Origin of the sequence: Methylomonas lenta (assembly GCF_001644015.1) — a bacterium.
Lineage (GTDB): Bacteria > Pseudomonadota > Gammaproteobacteria > Methylococcales > Methylomonadaceae > Methylomonas > Methylomonas lenta.
The window spans coordinates 1-19,689 of record NZ_LUUI01000109.1; the positions used below are offsets into that span (position 1 = coordinate 1).

Here is a 19,689-nt window from a genome sequence, read left to right on the forward strand (position 1 = left end):
AATGGCAGTGACGCAGAGCGTGGGAACCATGAGAATCATTGCCGCGAAAGCGCCTCAACCTGTGCTTGCGCAACTGGGTGCCCCAACGAAGCCGCCTTGGCTATCCACATCAAAGCCAGTGTTTCATCTTTAACAAAACCCTCACCGCATAAGTAGCAACGGCCTAACCAATGCATGGCATCGGGGAAATTCTGTTTGGCGGCCAACTCCAGCCAATACGCCGCACTTTTGGCTTTGCCATGTATTAAAAACAGCAAGGCTAAATCGGTTTGCGCAGGCGCATCGCCGGCATCGGCCGCTTTTAGCAACTCAATATCATCAGCTGACAACGGAATACACAAATCTGCTTCTATCGATTTTAAATAAATCAGGGTTTTATTAGAAGCAGTGTTATCGCTCACACACTGCAAACTACCATCCGCCACTCGCCGCCGAATAGTGCGTTCGCTCCATTCGGTTAAGGTCATCGCGGCTTGCAGGCTGATGCTGGCTGATTTTTTTCGGCTTAAGTTAAGTAGCATAGATTTGGCAGGGTTTTTTAACCGGCATTTTTTCAGTGGCAGAGTTATTTCTCAAGCAAAGTTTAATCACAACCATAGTTCATCCCGGCTAAAAAACCACTCACGCTGAGGTGATTGGCGTTTTTAATACAAAGTAGTCCAGTAAAACCAGTAACTTAAAAAACAATAACCAGCCAATCAAACATTCTGGCACGCATGCTGCATTACTGTTTTCGATGTTTTCAACCTACAGAGGATTCAAAAATGAACACACTACCTATGAAAAAAGTACAACAAGGTTTTACCTTAATCGAATTAATGATCGTAGTTGCGATCATCGGTATCTTGGCAGCGGTGGCGATTCCGGCTTATCAAGATTATTTGGCCAGAGCTCAAGCAGCTGAAGCAGCATCACTATTGGGCGGTTTGAAGACTGGCATTGCAGAGTATTATTCTACGAATGGCTCTGTTCCAGATGTAACATCAGATTTAGGGTCACCCGTTCTATTCGGTAAATATGTCTCTAAGATTGAAAACCCTAGTAATTCAACTGACATTGTAGCTACATTTAAATCTGCTAGCGTAAACGCTAAACTGCAAGGACTAACAGTTACCATGACGTTCAATACAAATGGACAATTCACATGGGACTGCGGAACCATTCCAACAGCTGTGCAACCCAGTGTTTGTAAATAAAATTAACTCGTGCTTGATCTTACGAGCATAAAACCAAGACCCCTGCTGATGCAGGGGTTTTTTTTGATCTTAATCACAATCGTTTATTACTGGATAAGTCTGCCCGGCTTAGCCGGTGGCTTTATTCTGGACGACCAGCCCAATTTAGAAGGCTTGGATCAGGCATATGCCAACCATCAACTATCCCAATTCATCTTTAGCGGCATCGCCAGTGAATTAGGCCGCCCAATCAGCTTATTTTCCTTTGCTTTGCAAGCCGAACACTGGCCTAGCAATCCCTACCCTTTCAAACTCGCCAGCCTGTGCATACACATTGCCAACGCCTACCTGGTTTATGTTTGCTGCTATTTAATCGGCCAAATCAAAAACTGGCCGCAACGCAGCATATTTTTGTTTGCCGGCACGGTTTTTAGCTTATGGTTATTTCATCCGCTTAATATCAGCACGGTATTTTATGTCGTGCAACGCATGGTGTTATTGGCAGGCTTTTTTTCTTTGCTGGGGGTTATCAGCTTCCTCTGGAGCATCAAACACTATCAACAGCGACCATCCAAATTTTACTTAGTCATAGCTACATTAGGCATGGCTATCACCTATGTATTAGGCATACTCTCCAAAGAAAACGCCATCCTGACAGGCTTAATGCTGAGCGTACTGTATGTGTTTTTACTACGTAAGCAATGCGGCAACAAGCTATGGGACGCCTGGGTGATTATTTTTGGCATACTGCCCTCTTTACTGGTGCTGGGCTATTTATGCCTGCATATCGCGCAACACACCCGACCCGATTTTGGCCCTTTTGAGCGCTTATTAACCGAATCGGTTATTTTGCAGGACTACCTGGATAAAATCCTGCTACCAACACCGAGAAAGCTGAACATTTTTAACGACGGCTTTCCGGTTTACAAGAATCTCTTCGACTCAACTGCCACCATAATATCGGTCAGCTTTTGGCTGGCTTTATCTGCCCTGGCTTTGATTTTAAGAAAGCGCGCAGCATTTTTTGCCTTTGGCGTGTTTTGGTTTTTAAGCGGACACTTGCTGGAATCCAGCATTTTTGGTCTGGAATTGTATTTTGAGCATCGTAATTATCTGCCTAGCCTTGGCATCCTGATCGGCATCGTCGGCACCGTCATAGAGTTAAACCTTAAAGCCATAGATTTTTCAAATACCACTAAAAAATGGCTGAATTATGCATCAACAGGCTTGTTGTTTAGCTTGGCAACCGGTTATGTGTTGATCTATGGCGCCGAAATATCGACTTGGCGCAGTCCCGGTGCGTTGGCTATTTCTGCATTAACAGAACGCCCTGAATCAATACGCGCCTATCAGGATGCGGCTTCTTCATTTACAAATGCGGGTGATTTTGCTCACGCCTCTTTAATATTACAAAGTGTCGAAAAAAAGTGGCCAGGTTTTCCAGGCACCTATAGTCAAATAATTTTGTTACATTGCTTCGACAAACATGTGACTTTACCCAATCATTCCGCGATTGAACAACGCTTAGCAAGCGGCCGGTTTGACCGAGGCACTATTGACGCTTGGCATCAGATATTGGACCTTAAGAAAAATGGTATTTGCCCCGATCTTACTTGGGCGTATTACCAAGAGTTGGTCGAGCTTTTAATCAACAATAAAAATTACGGCAGCCAAAAAGACGATTTTGTGGTGTTACTGGCGCTTAGTTTTAATGCCAACCGCCAATTTAACGAAGCCGCCGCTGCATTAGATAAATTCCCCGAAAACCGGGCAACGCTGGACTTCTTGATCTTAAAAGCCCAGTTTTACGCCATGGCTGGTAAAAAACAGGAAAGCCTGCATATACTAGAACGCGCTAAAAACAAATTCAGCAATAACTTAAAAGTTTGGTTGCCTAGGCAAGATCAATTGGAAAGACTGCAAAAACAAGTGCTAGATAGCGTAAAAACAGAACAAGGCAAAGTTGAACGTTAAGCCAAAGCCGGACGGGTTTTGTAAACCCGTTCGTAACGTTTTACGCCACCAAGAGCCGATCCAGGCATAAAACGTAAGCGACGGGGTTTACGCGCCGGGGACGTTTTGATCTATAAAACCTTGGGTTTTGGAATAAAAAGAAGTTATGGCGTTTGTATTGTTGGTGTATTATTGCATCATATGCGCACCTAAGTTGGAGGCTAAAAAATGACCAGACAAAGCATTTCAATCACCGCACCAAATGATCATTGGCTCAAAGCTCAAGTTGAAAATGAGGAATATGCCAGCAAAAGTGAAGTGGTCAACGACCTGATCCGAAAAGCACGGGCGCAACAAGATGAAATTGAATGGATACGCGCTAAGCTGATTAAAGCCGAGCAAAGCGGATTTACAGACGAATCACCCGCCGAAATCCTCACAGCCTTTAAGGAAGAAGCTCGGCGTAATGGGGACTTATAAACTTTCGAATGAAGCCCAAGCCGATAAATACTATTATGATTTTATAGCCCGCTTTGAAAAAATCGCCGAACAACCCTACAAGGCCGGACGGGTTTTGTAAACCCGCTCGTAAAGTTTTACATCACCAAGAGCCAATCCAGGCATGAAGCGTAAGCGACGGGGCTGCAAACTCCCGTCGCGCCGAGATTTATGCTCTTTCCGCAACTCTAGGCATGGTGATATGAAATACTCGCCATCCCACAAAGAACAATATTACCGATAAAGCCAGGGTTGCAATCAGTGGCGTAGAGAACTCGATGCCCTGCCCCGCCAATAAGTCTTGCGTAGTAATTAATAAAGGACTGAAGGGGTTCAAATAATTAACCACATCAAAAGGCTCGCGCACTGGTGGTGGATATAAAATAGGCGCTAAAAACATGCCGAAGGTGAGCAACATACTGATCGCATTGCCCGCATCGCGTAGCACCAGATTAATGATCGCCATGAAAAACCCGACGCCGACCGCCATTAATATAATGGCCAACAATACTAGCGGAATAGCGATTGCATGCCAGGACGGTGTAAAACCAAACCAGATAAACACAATGATCACTGGCAGCAGGCGAATTAGAAAATCAACCACGCCCTGCCCGACTGCTGCGATAACCAAAGCCTCTTTTGGAAAGTTTATTTTGGTCACCAGCGAGCCAGCATTAACCAAACTATTGGTGCAACCGACCAGACAACTGGAAAACAATTGCCAAACCGAGATACTCCATAAGGCATGAATCACATACGGCAAGGCGGTTTCGCCCATATCAAACACCCGATGCCTGGATAAAAAAGTAAAAATAGCGACGGTAACGATTTGCGGCAACACCGCCCATAGATAACCAAAAATGGATTGGCGGTAGCGGACGGAGAAATCCCGAATCATCAAACGCCAAATCAACTCGCGGCTTTGCCATAATTCGTTAAACATGGCAAACCAGGCTTGGTTATTGATAGCACGCGAGGTATAGACGGTGACTTTTTCGGCTGTTGTTTTCATGGCAGGCGTATTTCGGATGATTTATCTATTGTATGCTAGATAGAATAGCTTTTTTTAACGCCGACGTTTTGGAACCGGCGACATGGCTAAGCGATCGGTAGGGCATAAATAGCAAAGCTAGAAGGGTTTTGTAAAACCCGTCCGTAAAGTTTTACATCACCAAGGCCCAACTCAGGCATGAAACGTAAGCGACGGGGTTACAAACTCCCGTCGCACCGAGAACACGACGGAACATTAGCTGATGAAAATCTATCTTGATATGTGCTGCTTTAATCGACCTTATGACGACCAAACTCAGTCGCGGATTCGCATCGAAACGGAAGCTAAAATTGTGATTCAACAAAAGATCAAGGACGGTGAGCATGGACTCCTGTGGTCCTCAATTCTCGATTTTGAATGTTCGAAAAACCCGTTCCTAGAACATCGAATCGCCATACTCAAATGGCGAAACATAGCATCTACCGTGATTATGATCGATGACAGCATCATTGCACGAGCCACAAACCTAATGAAGCTGGGCGTTCATAAATACGATGCTTTGCATGTGGCTTGTTCCATTGCAAGCGGCGCAGAACTTTTCGTAACAACAGATGATCGATTACTAAAATATTTACGCGTGGCTGATGATACATTGGCACTGTTACCGCAAAATGCCTTGGCTTATATGGAGAATTGGTATGAAAACTGAAACCGAAATACGCATGGATGGGATGAATGCATTGATACAGGCATTGGGCTTGGTCGAAACCGAACGCTTTTTAATGGCAATATCCCGCGAACGGTTTAACTACACTGAATGGCGGCACACTGGATTACCGGATTTACCCATAGAGGAACTAGCCCGATTAGCGAACCTCGAAGCGGAAAAAAACGCACAACTATTCTGTGAAAAATAGCGCCCATTCAACAAACAAGTACAAGACGGACAAGTCGCTAACCATCGCCTATGGCCGAAAGAAGCGCAATGATGGAGGATTATTAAAATGGGGATGTTTGATTCGCTCAACATCGAACTGGATGGTCGGGAATTGGAAATCCAGACTAAACGTTTCGAATGCATACTGGAGACCTACCGTCCGGGCGACTGGATCGCCGGCGCAACTTCGGGAATAGCGGTTTATTTCGATATTTTGCACCTCGATGCTGATGGCAAACTTGTTTATAGCGCGAACGACGCGCGAGTGCGTACACTGACATTATTTGTCGTTATTGCACAAGGCGTCTTTGTGACTTATCAGTTGTGTGATGGTGAGTCGAAACCTGAAGCAATAGCCCAGAGGGTACGGCAATTACGGGAGGAATGGCGCGATTCGGTTCGCCTGCAAAGCGTTCTGGTGGAAGCACTGCAAACCAAACAGCAGCAGATTCGATTATTGCAAGCGCGGCTCAATCGCGCGGCAGCGATTATCGACAGTGCACGGCGACTACGGAGCGGTGATCCGATTGATGGGGTTTTCGATCGCTTTCGCGAGGAAACGCAACGCTTGATCAAAGGAGAAGAGCCACTGGAAGTGGTGGCCTGGGTATTGACGAATGAAGAGGCAGACTCCGGTTTATTTCACGATAACGCCCGTTCCGATCCATTGGCCGAATACCGGCTCTGAACTTCGCGCATTTACAAGCTCTTTGTTTGGGAATGAGGCACAAAAAGCAACGATTTCTTGAAACCGGCAAGATAAAAATGGAACTATTAATCCCTTTCAACAAGCGCGACAGCAAAAAGTATTTCAGCAAACTTTTTTTGATGATTGAGCCAATTCGGAGCCATTACCAATGGTCGGGCGGGAAAGAGCAAAACAACGCTTGCCCATCCTGACTACTGACGCTTAGGATAAAACCATGCTAAAAACCATACACGTTGAGATCGACCCAACCGGACATATCCGCTCCTTGGAGCCGATCCCCTTCAAGTTAGAAGGCAAAGCACTTCTCACATTATTGGAAAGTGATACAAATGAACGCGATGCGACTATAACCGAAATCAAAGGCCATGCTTCACGCGCGATAAGACTTCTGGCATCTCCACGTTTCCAGCAACGGCCGACAGCTAATCTCGAAGAAATGCAACGACACATTAACGCTATTAGAGACGAGTGGAACGACTAATGTCTCGACTGGTTTATCTTGACACCTGTTGTGTCATTTATTTACTAGAAGAAGCTCAACCATTCAGCACTCTAATTCGACAGCATCTTGAAAATAACCTCGATGCCATTTTATGCGTATCCACTTTGGTTCGCCTCGAATCCCTGGTAAAGCCCTCAATAGATGGCAACCAAGCATTGGTTGAAGATTACGAAATTTTTCTGGCCGAACAACATTGGTTAACCATCGATGACAACGTATTTGCCAAAGCATTAAACTTAAGAATAAAACATAAAATAAAGACTCCCGATGCGCTTCACCTGGCAACGGCTATTGAAAATGGCTGTACGGAGTTTTGGACCAATGACAACCGCATGAACGAAGCGGCTAACCAACTGGCTGTCAATATATTTCAAACGGTTAGCCAATAACACGATATTCCCATGCCGAACTCAGACGAAGTTTTAATCAAAGTCGAAAACGTTAGCAAAAAATTCTGCCGCTCGCTAAAACGGTCTATGCTTTATGGCATGGAAGACATCAGCCGCGACCTGCTGCATTTACCCAACACATCCGACAAACTACGCAAAGACGAATTTTGGGCGGTGAATGATGTGTCGTTTGAGGTTAAACGTGGCGAATGTTTGGGCATTAACGGTCGCAATGGGGTAATCCAAAGTACTGATCACAGAACCTGAAATCCCAAATAACGGAGAAATAATCATGCAAATCCAAGTCAATGTGCCGCCCAATCTGCCCGATGCCATCCAATGCTCCCCCGAACAATTTGCTCGTGAAGCCAAAATGGCCATGGCCGTAAAATTATTCGAAATGAAAAGACTTTCTTCAGGCATGGCGGCTGCACTTGCGGACATGGAACGCGTCGCCTTCTTGGCGGAACTGCACCGTTACCATGTCGCCATGATCGATCTCGATACCGACGAACTAGAAAGCGATACCAACAATGCATGAAACTGCCAAAACAATCGTCACCAATACGACACCACTGATTGCTTTGACAGCCGCGACCGGCAATCTCGATGTACTTCGGCATCTCTATGCCCGAGTGATTGTTCCTTATGAAGTCGCTAGTGAAATCAGATCCGGGGGGCAGACCTGTTTTGGCGTCGATGTTTTCGAACGTTCGACATGGCTTGATGTCAAAATCGCCCCAACGATTATAACGCCCTATCTAAATAATACGCTTGACCGTGGCGAAGCATCGGTTATTCAAAACGCCTTGCAAGAAGCTATCGATCTTGTTGCAATCGACGAAACGGCAGGAAGACGAGTGGCCCGCTTGTGCGGACTGAGCTTAACCGGGTCTATTGGGATATTGCTCAAAGCATCCGCATCAGGGTTTCCGGTCTCCATACCCAAAGCAAAATGCAATCCCATGGTATATGGCTAAGTCGCCGGGTAATCGATTTCGCACTGCAAGCAGATAACAACAATAAATTACGCTGATCAACCATGCCAAATTCAGACGACGTATTAATCAAAGTCGAAAACGTCAGCAAAAAATTTTGCCGCTCGCTAAAACGGTCTATGCTTTATGGCATGGAAGACATCAGCCGCGACCTGCTGCATTTACCCAACACATCCGATAAATTGCGCAAAGACGAATTTTGGGCGGTGGATGATGTGTCGTTTGAGGTTAAACGTGGCGAATGTTTGGGCATCATCGGCCGCAACGGCGCCGGTAAAAGCACACTATTAAAAATGCTCAACGGCATCATCCTGCCGGACAAAGGCAAAATCAGCATCAAAGGCAAAGTCGGCGCACTGATAGAAGTCGGTGCCGGATTTCACCCGATGTTAACCGGTCGAGAGAATGTCTATGTCAACGGCGCTATTCTCGGCATGAGCAAACGCGAGATCGACAAGAAATTCGATGAGATTGTGGCGTTTGCCGAACTGGAAGAATCGATTGACATGCCGGTCAAGCATTATTCGAGTGGGATGTATGCCCGCTTGGGTTTTTCCATTGCAGCGCATTGTAATCCAGATATTTTCTTAATAGACGAAGTATTGGCAGTCGGAGATATTAACTTTCGAGCCAAATGCTTTCGCCGAATGACAGAATTACGAAAAGAAGGCACAAGCATTCTCTTTGTCTCACACGAAATGAGCCTTATAGACAAAATAAGCACCCAAGTGCTATTACTTCGAAAATATTTACCAGCTTTTATAGGAAGTTCGAATAGTTCAATAAATCAACTTCACCAAGATTTTTTATTGATAAAAAATCAAGGAAAAACATTGAATAGCGAAAGCTTTTCAATAAGCAATGTAAAAATACAAAGCGATAGCGGTGAACTAGAACCTGGAAAGGATTTAAGAGTTGAAATATATTACAAATGTGATATTAAGACATTCACTTATCCAAGTGTTGCATTTCACATAGGCTATGGCGAACAAATCGCAGCATGTAGGTCCGATAAAGATAACTTAGGATTAATACAGTTAAGTCCGCCAGGAGGAATGCTTGCCTTAAAAATACCCAAAAACCCTTTGCAACCAGGAATATATACAGTAAGCATAAGAATGTTTGACACGGACAAAATAACACCTTTAGTAGAACACTATATGGCCTATAAATTTATTATAAATGGGGGTTGTGATGTCGTTGGATATATATATTTCGATTACTGTTGGGATCTAAATGATGTTTAAAACCTAACTCGGTGACTTAAAAGCCTAAAATAGATATAAATAATTGAGACAAACGACGAAAACCAGTTTTTATGATTTCACCTAAGCCATTTAAAAAGCATTTTATATTTAATGAATCAAAGATGAAGCCACGGATTTAGGTAAAATATGAATAGCGAGAACACAATCAATAAATTAATTGAAATACTTCCTGAAGTATATCAACCAATATTTGGCCACCCCGATCTAAATATCAAACACTCGCGCCCATGCGAGGACAGACTCACTCATATTTCAGAAGTATGTGTATCACTGAAAAAAACACTTAATAGACGAATAAGAATATTAGATTTAGGATGCGCACAAGGTTTTTTTTCTTTATCTTTAGCCCAGAAAACAAACTCTTTTGTTTACGGAATCGATTTTCAAAAAGAAAACATCGACGTTTGTAATCAATTAGCAAGTGAAAACACAAGCTTAAATGTCATATTCGAAAAGGGAAGAATTGAGCATGTAATTGAAGAAATCAATACTGGCGAATATGATTTGGTTTTATGTTTAAGTGTTTTACATCACTTAATTCATGAAAAAGGTTACAAATACACACACTCTCTTTTAAATGTACTATCAAATAAAGTAAATGCTATCGTATGTGAGTTAGCAGTATATGAAGAACCATTATACTGGGCAAAGTCTCTACCAAAAGAACCAATTGATCTCTTAAGCAGCTTATCGTTTGTTCATGAAATAGGTATTATAAAAACACACTTATCAGAAATAAAAAGACCCATGTACTTTGCAAGCAACAAATATTGGTATTTAGGCGGCATCTCTGGTGATTTTAAAAGAATTGAAACAAAATCGCATAACTTATCAAAAAACAGAACACGAAAATACTATTTCAATAAAGATAACCTAGTCAAGATATTTGAAAGGGATAGCAAAAATATTAATTACGATGAAATAAAAAGGGAGGTGCTTTTTTTACAAAAACCTCCATCAAATATGAAGACCCCAACTATCCTTACACATGGTGAGAATGAAAAACTAGTTTGGCTAGCTCGTGAAAAAATACCAGGCTACCTTTTAGCTGACCATATCAAAAAAATCAATGGCATTGACACAACAAAAATTGCACTAGAAATACTTAGACAACTTATAAAACTTGAAAAAAATAACCTATATCATAACGATGTAAGGCTATGGAACATAATAATTGACACAGAAAATAATCCAATACTTATTGATTATGGATCAATAAGTGAAATACCAAATGACTGTGCTTGGCCATACAATAACTTCTTGTCATTTTTTATATTTTTAAATGAATTATACAATAAAGAATTCTACGATAGAGGAGACATCAAGTTAGCATGGATAAGCCCTTTTAACCTACCTTATCCTATCAACAAAAAACTAACATCTATCTGGCAAAAACCATTACATGAATGGAGCTTTGAATTAATATATAATACTCTCAATACAAACAGTAATGCCATAGACAATACATACCTAGAACAAACTCCAATTATTCTATGGATGAAGGCAATGGAGCAATTAGCCACATCAAATTCAAAAGAAATAGACGAGGCAAAAAGACTAGCTAATAGAGCAAACAAACGAATTGACATAATAATAAAGCCATTCAAAAAAACAAAAACATTAATCAAAAAATTATTACAAACAATTAATTACAAAAATACATAAGGAAAAACACTAAACAGACCATAAAATGAAAAAGAATATATACATTGAATGCACAGAGCTTTATTTATCCCAAACGAAAACTGGAATTCAACGCGTTGAACGCAATATAATTTACTCATCAACAGAACTATCAAATAATTTAAACATAAATATAATACCGACAATTTTTATTGGTAAGATTGCAGGCCTTAGAAGTTTAAAATACAACCAACAAACAAAAGAATATACTCTAGGTTATTTTGAAAAAGTCTATTTAAGATCTACTAAACCGAACAGACTAAAGAAACTAACTCAAGCATGCTTTCCTTTTTTAGAACGTTTTTTAGAAAAAAAATGGGTGAATTATAGATTACTTTTTATACCAATCATGATAATAACAATCCCCCCAATCATTCTAGTAACGTCAATTTACATACTATTAGAAAAACAAAAAATAAAAATAAAAAAAAACGACATTTACTTTATTCCAGGATCATCATGGTGGGCATTTAACTTAGAGCAGCTTCTAAAAGACATAAATAAAGCTGGAGCTAGAATTACAGTTCTTTTACATGATCTTGTACCAATAACACACCCAACACTTACAACGGATCAAAATCAACGATATTTCGAAAAAAGATTGCACCCTTTAATTAAACATGCTGATTTAATAATTTGCATTTCGAAATACACGTCTAACACTCTCTCCTCTTACATTGAGAGCCTAACATCTTCTCAGTTACCAAGAACAGAAGTAAATTACTCAGGATTTAAACTCGACCTTATACAAGTGCAACAAACTGTTAGAAAAGAAATATTGTTTGTCAACAATACTTATATTTCCGTAGGCACTATTGAGCCGCGTAAAAATTATTCATATTTGTTGGACGCTTTTGAATTAGCATGGAAACAGGGAATTAAATCCTCGCTATGTATTATAGGGAAATACGGTTGGAAGTCGGAACAATTAGTTCAACGTATCTTAAAACATCCACAATATGGCAAACAGCTTTTCTGGTTTAATGACTTAAACGACAACGAATTATTGTATGCTTATCAACATGCGAAGGCATGTGTTTATCCTTCTATTATCGAAGGTTTCGGCTTGCCGCTCATCGAAGCCTTATCTCTAAAATGCCCTGTACTTGCAAGCGATATCCCAATATTCCATGAAGTAGGTGGCGACTATTGTTATTATTTTTCCCTTGAAAATCCAAATTCACTTTGCGAATTAATCATAAAAGTTGATTCGCAGGGTCTTTTAGACAACCTTGATTATTTAGATTCTTTTAAATGGCCGGATTGGAATCAGTCAACAACTAAGTTACTTGACATCCTTAATAGCCTTGACTAACGATAATTACACATAAATGCCTTATTACAAAACCTTATCTAATTTAAATTTATTTATTATACTTCTTAACAAAGAAAATATAACTAATAGAGTGATGGTGTTGTTTTACTGCCTTTTACAAAGCGCACTCACTTTATTACAACATAAAAACCATAAAATAATTTGGTTAATTGGCGAAAATGCTGGAGACTGCTTACAAGACAATGGATATTATTTTTATAGGTATTGCAGAGAACAACATCCTAGAGATAACACATTTTTTCTCATAAAAAAATCGTCGCCATTTTATAACGAGTTAAGAAAAGATAATCATGTCATCCTCTATGGATCCTTTCGACATATAGAGCTTTTTTTTTCAGCCAACATTCTGTTTTATACGCATAATTTTAAAGATATTCTTTACAAGAAACTATTTAACTTTTTTCGAAAAAATCAAAAACTAGTATATCTTCATCATGGCGTTTTGGGTTTCAAGAAATTTGACAAATTTTATTCAAAAAACAAGAATGCAATGAATATTTTTACTGTCGGATCTGAACTAGAAAAAGATATTTTGATCACCCAAGAAGGTGTTTATCAGGAAAAGATAAAAACAACCGGCTATGCCAGATATGATTATTTAAAAAACAAAGTACATGCTAAGGAAATTGTTTACATTCCTACACACAGAAGCATGAACACAGCTGATATAAAAAACACTGATTTTTATTTAAAAACGCAATCACTGCTGAACAATACCGAGCTAAATGAATTTCTTAAACAACAAGACATAACGTTACATTTTTATTTGCATCAAGCAATGTGCTCATTCTTAGATGACTTTCATTGCACATCACCCAATATAAAAATAATAAAGTATGGTGAATATACACCGTTACAACTAATCAAACGTTGTAACTTAATGATCACTGACTATTCCAGTGTTTCTTGGGATTTTTTCTATCTTGGAAAGCCCGTTATATTTTATCGATTTGATATTAATAATTATTTGAACGATAGGGACAGCTATATTGATTTAAATAAAAATTTTATTGGTGATGTCGTTTTAGATGAAGATCAAGTTGTTAGATTAATAAAACAATACTCATGCAAATATTTCAAAGAAAACAAACTCTATAGCGAATATCGCAAGAAGATAATGCCAAAAATAGATCATAATAACTGTCAACGAATATACGATGAAGCCTGTAAATTAAACAACTTGTATCAATTTAATAAAAACCCCTCGCACTAAATAATCCCAAAAGTTCTTCATGATTCGCTAATGCGACCTGGCACAGTTTATTGAAATTTTTTGATTCTATAACTCTATCTGCTTACCAACTACTCGATAAGGCCTACAGCACACATTGCTTTTATGTACATTTGTACATATTATTGATAAATGAAGATTGAATACGCTCCCGACAAAGCTGCTGCCAATTCCTCAAACCATGAGGGCGTAACTTTTGAGGAAGCCAAGCAGGTATTGTTAGACCCATACGTACTGACACGTGAAGATGTCGACGCCGATGGAGAGCAGCGTTTTGTATCGCTGGGCATGGGTGACAAAGGTCGTATTTTAATCGTGGTGTGGACGTTACGCGGCGACTTTGTGCGCCTGATTTCCGCATGGAAAGCCAACCAACCGCAGAAGAAACGCTATGAACAACAATTCTGATCCAATGTACGAGCGCTATGCTGATATGGACTTTGCCGATGCCAAGCCAGTTTCGCAGGTTCCAGCTTTAGCCAAACTACAAGCCCAATATGGCAACAAGTCGCGCATCACCATGCGAGTGGATAGCGAGACGCTGGCAATTTTTAAAGCGCGTGCAGAAATGAGCGGCGGCAGTTATCAAACTTTAATGAATGAAGCCCTCAGACAGTTTGCCCACGGTTTAACCTTGGCCGACATGGTACGAGATACAATCAAGCAAGAATTGCATAAGTCGATTTGAGTCTTCTTTATATTTTTTGCGCTTCAAATTCCTAAGCCCACGTAGCTTCGAATAGCGAAGCGCATTCGGAAGAATGTTGGTTTTAAATTCTACGAACTACTTTGTCTTACCGATTTAATCGAAGCGCGAACCACCGTGGTCTTGACGGCCGAATAGCGCATTTTAGTTGAATTATTTTAGAACCCGAAAACATGCGCTTAACTCATGCAGAAATCTCCGTATTAAAAGATAGCTTAAAGCGAACCGATCCCTCGGCTCGTCTATACTTGTTTGGCTCTCGGTTAGATGATGCTAAAAAAGGCGGTGATATCGATTTGTTAATCAAGAGTAAATCTCTCAAAAAAACTGATATCCGACGGTTAAGGATGGATTTTTATCAACATTTTGGTGAACAAAAAATGGATATTCTAGTGGATGATGACGAACAGAATAATCCTTTCCTTGCAAAAATTTGGCAGCAGGCAGTAGAACTATGAGTCATAGTCAGCAGTTATTGTCACAGAATATTCAAGCACTTCAAAATCAGCATAATTGGTTGGAACGCTCTTATTTGATTTGTCAAAACATGCCAATAGGCAGCATGTACACTCCGGAGGAAATGGATGCCCTAGAAACGCTTTGTGCGCGCTTTTCTCGCAGTATTGATTTTTTAATCCGCAAAGTGTTTCGCTCTATAGATGATGTCGAGTTCGAAAACCAGGGCACATTAATCGACGTGGTCAATAATGCCGCAAAAAGAGGTTTGATTGAGTCGACTGACAAAATGCGGGAAATAAAAGAACTCAGGAACGATATCGTGCATGAATATATTTCGGAAGACATAAAAGGTTTGTTTGTTGAGGTGCTTAAAGAGACACCTACCTTATTAGCTATAATGCATGCAACTATAGATTATTGTGCCCGTTATGATAACCAGCAAGTTACTAATGACGACGCCAAATGAAAGTCGTATTTCTGTGCAAACGCCAATACATGCAAAAGGACGTTATTGACGACCGTTACGCACGGCTTTATGAGATTCCAAATCAATTAGCGCAACTTGGTCATAAAGTAGATGGCATTTGTTTAAGTTATCGCAAGCGCCAACCAGGTTGGTTTCAACACGTTCAACAAAATGATGCGGTACTGGAATGGTATTCGTTCAATCTTGGCTTACTGATTATTCCGGGCATTTGGCGTTATTTAAAAGCCACAACTAAACTCATCGACAGCAGTAAACCTGATGTATTAATCGGTAGCTCAGACTGTCTGCATGCGGTTATTACTGCGTATCTTGCTCGCAAGTTTAAGATTCCCTATTTTCTCGATCTTTACGATAATTACGAAAGCTTCGGTTTGGCAAAAATTCCCGGCTTGTTGCCTTTGTATCGCCTAGCCATCAAAAACGCCAACGGTATCTGTTGTGTCAGCGAACCGCTTTCGGATTACATCCGGCAACATTATGGGCATAACAATGTCATAACGCTGGAAAGTACGATAGGCGGATCGGATTTTCAACCACTTGATAAGCAAACTTGCAGGCAGCGTTTCAAATTACCCGTCGATGCGCGGATTATTGGTGTGGCAGGTTCTTTAAACCGAAAACGAGGCATAGCTTTGTTATATGAAAGTTTTTTACAATTAGCTGCACAGGATACAAACTTACATTTAGCACTCGCCGGTCCAGCTGACCAGCATTCTCCCATTCCCGATCAACCTCGAATACATTATTTGGGATTATTACCGCATAGTGAAATTGTTGCATTTTATAATGCACTTGATTTAGCCGTAGTCTGCATGCGTGATACAGATTTTGGACGTTACGCATTTCCGCAGAAAACTTATGAAATCCTGGCCTGTCAAACGCCCATTTTAACCGCTCGCTTGGGCGCACTCGAACAAACATTTAAGGATTACCCCCAATGCCTTTACGAGCCGGATAATGCCATCGACCTACAAAATAAAATAACCGCTCTCCTGAACAATCCTTGCACTATCGACATACCTGTGCCGACTTGGTCCGAACAAGCACAACGGTTAGCCAGGTGGCTGCAAAAATGAAACCCGCTATTTTGATCGTGGGCGCGGGCTTTGCCGGCGCAACGATTGCTCGCGAGTTGGCCGATAGTGGGCGTTATCGGGTGCATGTCATCGACCGACGTGAACATATCGCTGGCAATGCCTTCGATCCGGTTGATGCCGAGCTAAAGTTGCGGATTCATCGTTATGGCCCGCATATTTTTCATACCAATGATCAAGGCATTTTCGATTATTTGTCTCGCTTTACGCAATGGCTACCCTACACGCATAAAGTCCAAGCCTGGGTGGAAAATACCGGCTATGTCCCGTTGCCAATTAATCGTCTGACCATCAACAAGATCTATCGACAGCAGTTAACCGACGAAGCGTCTGTGATTGCCTTTCTGGAGAAAATTCGGAGTCATCATGAAAATCCCGCCAATGCGCAACAGATTGCAGAAAATATTTTTGGCCCTGAACTGACTCAATTATTTTTCGCCCGCTATACGCAAAAAATGTGGGATATCAGCCTGTCCCAATTGCCCGTTGAGGTATTGAAACGTTTACCCGTGCGTTACGATGACAATCCGAATTACTTTAATGACAAGATTCAGGCCATGCCCAAACACGGTTATATCGGCTTATTTGAAAACATGCTGGATCATCCAGCCATTTCCGTGACGCTCAATTGTGAATTTGTAAAATCCATGGCAGCCGATTATTGCCATATATTCAACTCCATGCCGATCGATGTTTATTTTGACCAGCAATTCGGCGCGCTGCCTTATCGTTCAATTAAATTTGTCCACGAACACCTCAATGCCCACGAACAACCAGTACCCACCATCAATTTTACCGATGACGGGATTTATACCCGCCAGACCGATTGGCGCCAATATCCAGCCTGCGATCTAGGCGCTAATTCCGTATTATTAACCAAGGAAATCCCCTGCGATTTTGCAGAAAACCATTTCGAGCGCTACTATCCGGTTAAAACGGTTGATGGCGCGCCTCAAGCTTTATACCGTCGCTATCGAGCAGAGGCTGATAAACTACCAAACATGACTTTCATAGGTCGTTGCGGCCAATACATTTACTACGATATGCACCAAGTCGTAGCCAATAGTTTAAAAATTGCACACACTTTCCTGAACAAATAATCCACCATTAGGCTTACTTTTATTCAGGCAATTGCCTATAGTTTAGGCATTAATCAGCCATCAACTAAAAACCTGTGAAAAATCCCTGCAAACTCAGCATTATCCTGCCCGCCAAAAATGAAGCGAATAATCTTAAACCGCTTTTACAGGAATTAATGTCAAGCTACCCAGATGCCGAGATTATCGTAGTAAATGATGGATCAGTAGATGAAACGGCCGAGATTGCTACTAAAGCTGGAGCCAAAGTCATCAGTCATCCTTACTGCCAAGGTAACGGCGCCTCAATCAAAACAGGGGCGCGCAATGCTAGTGGTAGTATTTTGGTGTTTATGGACGCCGATGGCCAACATGATCCGACCGATATTCCAGCCTTGTTACAGAAACTGACCGAAGGTTATGATATGGCGGTTGGTGCGCGGCACGTCCGGACACAAGCATCCTGGCTTAGACGTCTGGCGAACGCGTCTTTCAATAAACTCGCGTCCATGATGACCGGCCATAGAATCGAAGATTTGACCTCTGGATTTCGAGCCGTCAAAGCCAACAAATTCCGCCGATTTTTATATTTGCTGCCCAATGGTTTCTCTTACCCGACAACCAGTACGATGGCCTTTTTTCGCTCAGGTTTTCCGGTAGCTTACGTCCCGATACATGCTGGTAAACGGCAAGGAAAAAGCCATATCCGCTTACTAAGAGACGGCACACGATTTTTTTTGATTATTTTAAAAATAGGTGCTTTATTTTCACCTATGCGGCTTTTTTTACCGATTAGCCTAATCACCTTTGTTACCGGCGTTTCTTATTATGCCTATACCTACATAACAACCAGCCGCTTCACTAATATGAGCGCCGTATTATTCTTGGCCGCTCTAATAATATTTCTCATTGGTATCGTTTCGGAACAAATTTCTTCGTTACATTATCGATCAGCCGAAGAAAATTCGGACCATTAAGATATGCAAAAACTCTTGGTACTCACGTCCACCTTTCCTCGCTGGCAAGGCGATACAGAACCACCATTCGTATTCGAGCTCTGCAAGCAACTTACCTCATCGTTTGATGTTTACGTATTAACGCCTCACGCTCAAGGTGCGTTAGAGCACGAAAGCATGTGCGGTATTAAGGTTATCCGATTTCGTTATTTTTTTGAACGATTTCAAACTCTTTGTTATGAGGGAGGAATTCTAGCCCGATTGCGGGCACAACCTTTGCGTTATATGCTTGTCCCTTTTTTTATGGGCTTTCAGTTCATTAGCGCTTATCGTGTAATTAAAGCTGAAAACATTTCTGTCATTCATGCACATTGGATTATTCCTCAAGGATTAACTGCTTGTTTTTTACGTTTTTTTATTAATCATAAATTAGCCATTATTTGTACATCACATGGTGGCGACTTATTCTCTTTAAGAGGAAATATATCTAAATTTATTAAAAGAAATGTTTTACTTAATACCCAAGCAATCACAGTTGTAAATTCAATTATGGCTGAAGAAGTCTATTCGCTTTGCTACCCTTTTAGACCTAAAGTTTCAGTTATTCCCATGGGTGTTGATTTTAAAAATACATTTTCCCCTTCTTCGGATGAAAAAATACCATTCAGTTTGATTTTTGTTGGGCGCTTGGTTGAAAAAAAGGGCGTATCCTATTTGATTAATGCATTGCCTATAATTTTAAATAAATTTCCTAACACGCATTTAACTATTATCGGAACAGGCCCGGAGCTTGAACATTTAAAAAATCTGGTCAATAAATTAAAGTTAAATGCAAATGTTGACTTTTTAGGTGCTGTGCCAAATGCCGAACTTCCAAAGTACTATCAACAACATCAGATTGCTGTTTTCCCTTTTATTATCGCCGAAAATGGTGATAGAGAAGGCCTACCTGTAGTCATCTCAGAGGCCATCGGATGTGGCTGCTGTAGTGTTACAACCAACTTGCCAGGTATTGAAGATATTATTATTCATGAGCGTAGCGGTTTAATCGTCGAGCAGAAAAACAATTTGGCACTTGCAGATGCAATCATCACTCTTTTTTCAAATCCCAAGCTTATTCATAATTATTCTTCAGTTGCATACGATGAAACAATACTAAAACAAGACTCAAGGTCTATTGCAAAAAACTATGCCAACCTTATCGAGGCTTTATTTGACAACTAATTTTTAAATAAAACTAA

The 19,689-nt window shown here is 41.0% G+C and carries 25 protein-coding genes; 23 read left to right on the top strand and 2 right to left on the bottom strand.

What is annotated here, in order from left to right; translation table 11 throughout:
• Nucleotides 1-35 precede the first annotated feature (35 nt).
• Nucleotides 36-521 carry a tetratricopeptide repeat protein gene (locus A1359_RS11940; protein ID WP_066982933.1) on the bottom strand — a complete coding sequence of 162 codons (486 nt, stop codon included), beginning with the start codon at nt 519-521 and terminating at the stop codon, nt 36-38.
• 243 nt (nt 522-764) lie between these two features.
• On the opposite strand from A1359_RS11940, the gene A1359_RS23470 reads away from it, so the two are divergent.
• The 3 genes from A1359_RS23470 to A1359_RS11955 all read left to right on the top strand — a co-directional run bounded on the left by A1359_RS23470 (nt 765) and on the right by A1359_RS11955 (nt 3,608).
• Nucleotides 765-1,196, top strand: coding sequence for a pilin (locus A1359_RS23470; protein WP_269747915.1), 432 nt, complete (start codon nt 765-767; stop codon nt 1,194-1,196).
• 63 nt (nt 1,197-1,259) lie between these two features.
• Nucleotides 1,260-3,149 (top strand): hypothetical protein, encoded by a 1,890-nt coding sequence (locus A1359_RS11950; protein WP_157200544.1) that lies wholly within the window; start codon nt 1,260-1,262, stop codon nt 3,147-3,149.
• 207 nt (nt 3,150-3,356) lie between these two features.
• Nucleotides 3,357-3,608 (top strand): ribbon-helix-helix domain-containing protein, encoded by a 252-nt coding sequence (locus A1359_RS11955; RefSeq protein WP_066982939.1) that lies wholly within the window; start codon nt 3,357-3,359, stop codon nt 3,606-3,608.
• A gap of 187 nt (nt 3,609-3,795) precedes the next feature.
• Here A1359_RS11955 and A1359_RS11960 read toward each other — a convergent pair whose 3' ends face one another.
• Nucleotides 3,796-4,638 carry an ABC transporter permease gene (locus tag A1359_RS11960; protein WP_066982943.1) on the bottom strand — a complete coding sequence of 281 codons (843 nt, stop codon included), beginning with the start codon at nt 4,636-4,638 and terminating at the stop codon, nt 3,796-3,798.
• 241 nt (nt 4,639-4,879) lie between these two features.
• Between A1359_RS11960 and A1359_RS11965 the strand changes: the two genes are divergently transcribed.
• From A1359_RS11965 to A1359_RS12060, 20 genes are all read left to right on the top strand, one after another.
• Nucleotides 4,880-5,326: a PIN domain-containing protein gene (locus A1359_RS11965; RefSeq protein WP_066982946.1), complete on the top strand. Its 447-nt coding sequence runs from the start codon at nt 4,880-4,882 to the stop codon at nt 5,324-5,326.
• Entirely contained in the window at nt 5,316-5,534 is a 219-nt protein-coding gene (locus tag A1359_RS11970) for a hypothetical protein (RefSeq protein WP_066982949.1), read from the top strand. The genes A1359_RS11965 and A1359_RS11970 overlap by 11 nt, the downstream gene beginning before the upstream one ends.
• An 87-nt stretch (nt 5,535-5,621) precedes the next feature.
• Nucleotides 5,622-6,242, top strand: a complete 621-nt coding sequence (locus A1359_RS11975) for a hypothetical protein (RefSeq protein ID WP_066982952.1) — start codon at nt 5,622-5,624, stop codon at nt 6,240-6,242.
• 235 nt (nt 6,243-6,477) lie between these two features.
• On the top strand, nt 6,478-6,744 hold the full coding sequence (locus A1359_RS11980; protein ID WP_066982955.1) for a hypothetical protein: 267 nt from the start codon (nt 6,478-6,480) through the stop codon (nt 6,742-6,744).
• Entirely contained in the window at nt 6,744-7,154 is a 411-nt protein-coding gene (locus A1359_RS11985) for a type II toxin-antitoxin system VapC family toxin (protein ID WP_066982958.1), read from the top strand. The genes A1359_RS11980 and A1359_RS11985 overlap by 1 nt, the downstream gene beginning before the upstream one ends.
• Nucleotides 7,155-7,166: 12 nt before the next feature.
• A complete protein-coding gene (locus A1359_RS11990; RefSeq protein ID WP_066982962.1) occupies nt 7,167-7,421 on the top strand; it encodes a P-loop NTPase family protein in 255 nt (84 codons plus the stop codon).
• 25 nt (nt 7,422-7,446) lie between these two features.
• Nucleotides 7,447-7,695, top strand: coding sequence for a UPF0175 family protein (locus A1359_RS11995; RefSeq protein ID WP_198159339.1), 249 nt, complete (start codon nt 7,447-7,449; stop codon nt 7,693-7,695).
• Nucleotides 7,688-8,134, top strand: a complete 447-nt coding sequence (locus A1359_RS12000) for a DUF3368 domain-containing protein (RefSeq protein WP_198159340.1) — start codon at nt 7,688-7,690, stop codon at nt 8,132-8,134. Before A1359_RS11995 ends, A1359_RS12000 begins: the two co-directional genes overlap by 8 nt.
• Nucleotides 8,135-8,196: 62 nt before the next feature.
• A complete protein-coding gene (locus A1359_RS12005) occupies nt 8,197-9,399 on the top strand; it encodes an ABC transporter ATP-binding protein (RefSeq protein WP_066982970.1) in 1,203 nt (400 codons plus the stop codon).
• A 147-nt stretch (nt 9,400-9,546) separates the two neighbouring features.
• Nucleotides 9,547-11,085: a methyltransferase domain-containing protein gene (locus tag A1359_RS12010; protein WP_066982973.1), complete on the top strand. Its 1,539-nt coding sequence runs from the start codon at nt 9,547-9,549 to the stop codon at nt 11,083-11,085.
• A 25-nt stretch (nt 11,086-11,110) separates the two neighbouring features.
• Complete coding sequence (locus A1359_RS12015; RefSeq protein WP_066982976.1) at nt 11,111-12,418, top strand: glycosyltransferase family 4 protein; 1,308 nt, start codon at nt 11,111-11,113, stop codon at nt 12,416-12,418.
• Between the two features lie 16 nt (nt 12,419-12,434).
• Nucleotides 12,435-13,652 carry a CDP-glycerol glycerophosphotransferase family protein gene (locus A1359_RS12020; RefSeq protein ID WP_066982979.1) on the top strand — a complete coding sequence of 406 codons (1,218 nt, stop codon included), beginning with the start codon at nt 12,435-12,437 and terminating at the stop codon, nt 13,650-13,652.
• A 150-nt stretch (nt 13,653-13,802) separates the two neighbouring features.
• Nucleotides 13,803-14,078 (top strand): BrnT family toxin, encoded by a 276-nt coding sequence (locus tag A1359_RS12025; RefSeq protein ID WP_066982982.1) that lies wholly within the window; start codon nt 13,803-13,805, stop codon nt 14,076-14,078.
• The gene (locus A1359_RS12030; protein WP_232322196.1) at nt 14,062-14,358 is read left to right on the top strand and encodes a BrnA antitoxin family protein; all 297 of its coding nucleotides are present in this window, start codon (nt 14,062-14,064) and stop codon (nt 14,356-14,358) included. The genes A1359_RS12025 and A1359_RS12030 overlap by 17 nt, the downstream gene beginning before the upstream one ends.
• Before the next feature lie 191 nt (nt 14,359-14,549).
• Entirely contained in the window at nt 14,550-14,834 is a 285-nt protein-coding gene (locus tag A1359_RS12035; RefSeq protein ID WP_066982985.1) for a nucleotidyltransferase domain-containing protein, read from the top strand.
• Nucleotides 14,831-15,301 (top strand): hypothetical protein, encoded by a 471-nt coding sequence (locus A1359_RS12040; RefSeq protein ID WP_066982988.1) that lies wholly within the window; start codon nt 14,831-14,833, stop codon nt 15,299-15,301. Before A1359_RS12035 ends, A1359_RS12040 begins: the two co-directional genes overlap by 4 nt.
• Entirely contained in the window at nt 15,298-16,398 is a 1,101-nt protein-coding gene (locus A1359_RS12045) for a glycosyltransferase (RefSeq protein ID WP_066982991.1), read from the top strand. Before A1359_RS12040 ends, A1359_RS12045 begins: the two co-directional genes overlap by 4 nt.
• The gene (locus A1359_RS12050) at nt 16,395-17,516 is read left to right on the top strand and encodes an FAD-dependent oxidoreductase (RefSeq protein WP_066982995.1); all 1,122 of its coding nucleotides are present in this window, start codon (nt 16,395-16,397) and stop codon (nt 17,514-17,516) included. The genes A1359_RS12045 and A1359_RS12050 overlap by 4 nt, the downstream gene beginning before the upstream one ends.
• A gap of 74 nt (nt 17,517-17,590) precedes the next feature.
• Nucleotides 17,591-18,469, top strand: a complete 879-nt coding sequence (locus tag A1359_RS12055) for a glycosyltransferase family 2 protein (protein WP_066982997.1) — start codon at nt 17,591-17,593, stop codon at nt 18,467-18,469.
• A 3-nt stretch (nt 18,470-18,472) separates the two neighbouring features.
• Entirely contained in the window at nt 18,473-19,672 is a 1,200-nt protein-coding gene (locus A1359_RS12060) for a glycosyltransferase family 4 protein (RefSeq protein WP_083960616.1), read from the top strand.
• The last annotated feature ends 17 nt before the right edge of the window (nt 19,673-19,689 follow it).

What these genes read in the sequence shown, in the direction of transcription:
- A1359_RS11940 (WP_066982933.1), bottom strand. Translation starts at nt 521, where the DNA reads ATGCTACTTAACTTAAGCCGAAAAAAATCAGCCAGCATCAGCCTGCAA.
- A1359_RS23470 (WP_269747915.1), top strand. Translation starts at nt 765, where the DNA reads ATGAACACACTACCTATGAAAAAAGTACAACAAGGTTTTACCTTAATC.
- A1359_RS11955 (WP_066982939.1), top strand. Translation starts at nt 3,357, where the DNA reads ATGACCAGACAAAGCATTTCAATCACCGCACCAAATGATCATTGGCTC.
- A1359_RS11960 (WP_066982943.1), bottom strand. Translation starts at nt 4,638, where the DNA reads ATGAAAACAACAGCCGAAAAAGTCACCGTCTATACCTCGCGTGCTATC.
- A1359_RS11965 (WP_066982946.1), top strand. Translation starts at nt 4,880, where the DNA reads ATGAAAATCTATCTTGATATGTGCTGCTTTAATCGACCTTATGACGAC.
- A1359_RS11970 (WP_066982949.1), top strand. Translation starts at nt 5,316, where the DNA reads ATGAAAACTGAAACCGAAATACGCATGGATGGGATGAATGCATTGATA.
- A1359_RS11975 (WP_066982952.1), top strand. Translation starts at nt 5,622, where the DNA reads ATGGGGATGTTTGATTCGCTCAACATCGAACTGGATGGTCGGGAATTG.
- A1359_RS11980 (WP_066982955.1), top strand. Translation starts at nt 6,478, where the DNA reads ATGCTAAAAACCATACACGTTGAGATCGACCCAACCGGACATATCCGC.
- A1359_RS11985 (WP_066982958.1), top strand. Translation starts at nt 6,744, where the DNA reads ATGTCTCGACTGGTTTATCTTGACACCTGTTGTGTCATTTATTTACTA.
- A1359_RS11990 (WP_066982962.1), top strand. Translation starts at nt 7,167, where the DNA reads ATGCCGAACTCAGACGAAGTTTTAATCAAAGTCGAAAACGTTAGCAAA.
- A1359_RS11995 (WP_198159339.1), top strand. Translation starts at nt 7,447, where the DNA reads ATGCAAATCCAAGTCAATGTGCCGCCCAATCTGCCCGATGCCATCCAA.
- A1359_RS12000 (WP_198159340.1), top strand. Translation starts at nt 7,688, where the DNA reads ATGCATGAAACTGCCAAAACAATCGTCACCAATACGACACCACTGATT.
- A1359_RS12005 (WP_066982970.1), top strand. Translation starts at nt 8,197, where the DNA reads ATGCCAAATTCAGACGACGTATTAATCAAAGTCGAAAACGTCAGCAAA.
- A1359_RS12010 (WP_066982973.1), top strand. Translation starts at nt 9,547, where the DNA reads ATGAATAGCGAGAACACAATCAATAAATTAATTGAAATACTTCCTGAA.
- A1359_RS12015 (WP_066982976.1), top strand. Translation starts at nt 11,111, where the DNA reads ATGAAAAAGAATATATACATTGAATGCACAGAGCTTTATTTATCCCAA.
- A1359_RS12020 (WP_066982979.1), top strand. Translation starts at nt 12,435, where the DNA reads ATGCCTTATTACAAAACCTTATCTAATTTAAATTTATTTATTATACTT.
- A1359_RS12025 (WP_066982982.1), top strand. Translation starts at nt 13,803, where the DNA reads ATGAAGATTGAATACGCTCCCGACAAAGCTGCTGCCAATTCCTCAAAC.
- A1359_RS12030 (WP_232322196.1), top strand. Translation starts at nt 14,062, where the DNA reads ATGAACAACAATTCTGATCCAATGTACGAGCGCTATGCTGATATGGAC.
- A1359_RS12035 (WP_066982985.1), top strand. Translation starts at nt 14,550, where the DNA reads ATGCGCTTAACTCATGCAGAAATCTCCGTATTAAAAGATAGCTTAAAG.
- A1359_RS12040 (WP_066982988.1), top strand. Translation starts at nt 14,831, where the DNA reads ATGAGTCATAGTCAGCAGTTATTGTCACAGAATATTCAAGCACTTCAA.
- A1359_RS12045 (WP_066982991.1), top strand. Translation starts at nt 15,298, where the DNA reads ATGAAAGTCGTATTTCTGTGCAAACGCCAATACATGCAAAAGGACGTT.
- A1359_RS12050 (WP_066982995.1), top strand. Translation starts at nt 16,395, where the DNA reads ATGAAACCCGCTATTTTGATCGTGGGCGCGGGCTTTGCCGGCGCAACG.
- A1359_RS12060 (WP_083960616.1), top strand. Translation starts at nt 18,473, where the DNA reads ATGCAAAAACTCTTGGTACTCACGTCCACCTTTCCTCGCTGGCAAGGC.